Raw genomic sequence first — 1,828 nt, 5'->3', positions numbered from 1 at the left:
CAGGTATACCTTGAGGCAAGCGCGTTTGAATGCGTTCCTCAATCTTCCTGCTGATGTTTTCTAGTGCCTTTTGCTCGGCAACTTGCTGGTTGTAAGCACCAATTTTTTCCTCAAATAAGTCAGTCCAGTTAGCAGTGCCGAGCAGTGCCCAATAATTGGTAAAAAGGTTTTCCGTTAAACCGTCTGTTTGCGCATCTAACTTTCTAGATACACTTTCATAATGTGCCTTTTGGCTTTTCAGAGTATTCTCTAGCTCTTTGATTTTTTCAGCGTACTCAATTCCAACTTTAAAAGCTTCATGTTTTACAGAAGCAGCATTAAGGTTGTTTGATATTTGGTCAATATACTCCGTGAGTTGCTTTACCTCTTTTTCAAGTGAGCTTCTCTCAATCTGTAAGTCATTAATTTTGTTCTGATTTCGGTTTGACTTCTTCAACGCAGTATCAAAGGCCGATTGAGCAGATTCAAACGCCTTAGTGGACACCTTTATGTAGCTATCCCACCGATCAATGTTTGACAGGCGCTTGATGACTTGTCGTAATGAATCCTCGCTGGAAGTATCAATCAGGTTGTTAATCCCTCTCTCTCCTTGAAACCACACGTATGGACGCACGTCTGTTGGAATCAGCGCTTCAAGAATGGCCGCGTGCTGACTATCCGGTACCGGCTTAAAATGAGTTACCTCCCTGGATAATATTTCAAAAGCACTGTCGTCGGGATAGTGCCACTTATCTTGCCCTCGACGGATAATATAGCTTCTGACCAATTGGTAGCCTTTGCCTCGATTGTCTACTACCTCTAGGGCAACCTTGGCTTTAACGGTCGATTCTTGTGCACACTCGGCTTGTGCTTTCTCCGATATAAGTTCTCCTTTAGCTAAGCGAGTGCTTCTTAATCCCGCCGCTTGAGGAGAACTGTCGGTAATGCCATTATGAAATATCCATTGGAAGGCATCGTACAATTTTGACTTTCCATATCCATTTGCCCCCAAAACAATATTTAGCCCTTCGACAAAATCGAAACGATTTTCACCGTAGTAGCACAGGAAGTTGCTAATTTGTATATTTTTAATAAGCATAAACTACTTCAATTTCTTTTCAAGGAGTAGATTTAGTTGCGCGGCGGCTACGGTTACGGAAGACTCATCTTCCACTTCCTTTACCATTCGACGAACAACGTCGATAAAAGGTGATTGATGCTGGCTAGTCATCGTCAGGCTTTCCACTTCAGTAGCAGTGATACCATACTTTTGCTGAATCTTTGGATCTTTTAGGAAAGATCGAATTATTTCAAGTTGAAGCATTTTAATTGTTCAATTCTTCGTTGATAGTATCTAAGGACAAGCCATAATATTCGCAAATTTCCCTGAACCTTTCTATAGCTTCGTATTTGTTGAGTGCCATATAGGAAAAGTGCACAACCCGTTCAAGCTCTTTGCGGGCCAAATTGCGTTCCAAATCAAAAGTAGCACTCGTTGGGTCAGTGCGGGGTATCACCACTAAGTCGTATATGTAGGCAAAGCTTTTCTGCGGATGTTGGCGCAGTATGCGCCCTCGGCGCTGAATGAACTGACGGGGGTTGCCAGTGCTAGAGCAAAAGATTGCTTGCTCCGTCCGGGGAATATCTACTCCTTCATCTAGGCACTTCATTGACAAGAGTATGTCAATATTTCCTTGCTCGAACTGCTTTAATACAAAGTCCTTATCCTTGGAATCGCTAGTATATTGGGTTGTCATCGTCTCCGGACTGTATTGCCGCACAATGGTGGAGTAGTAATCAATAATCCTATCCTCTTCATCAAGTTCAGGAAATGCATCCTCATTAATAT

General features: G+C 42.6%; 3 protein-coding genes. All 3 read right to left on the bottom strand.

The window, feature by feature from the left end:
• Positions 1-1,078 (bottom strand): AAA family ATPase (locus tag J4D97_RS22835; RefSeq protein ID WP_208309605.1); only part of this gene is annotated, 1,078 nt, incomplete at its 3' end.
• 3 nt (positions 1,079-1,081) lie between these two features.
• Entirely contained in the window at positions 1,082-1,303 is a 222-nt protein-coding gene (locus J4D97_RS22830; RefSeq protein ID WP_208309604.1) for a hypothetical protein, read from the bottom strand.
• A gap of 1 nt (position 1,304) precedes the next feature.
• Positions 1,305-1,828 (bottom strand): helicase-related protein (locus tag J4D97_RS22825; RefSeq protein WP_208309603.1); only part of this gene is annotated, 524 nt, incomplete at its 5' end.

Source organism: Hymenobacter defluvii (assembly GCF_017589435.1).
Taxonomy (GTDB): domain Bacteria; phylum Bacteroidota; class Bacteroidia; order Cytophagales; family Hymenobacteraceae; genus Hymenobacter; species Hymenobacter profundi.
The sequence above is the reverse complement of the archived record's forward strand: the minus strand, read 5'-3'. Positions and strand labels throughout refer to the sequence as shown.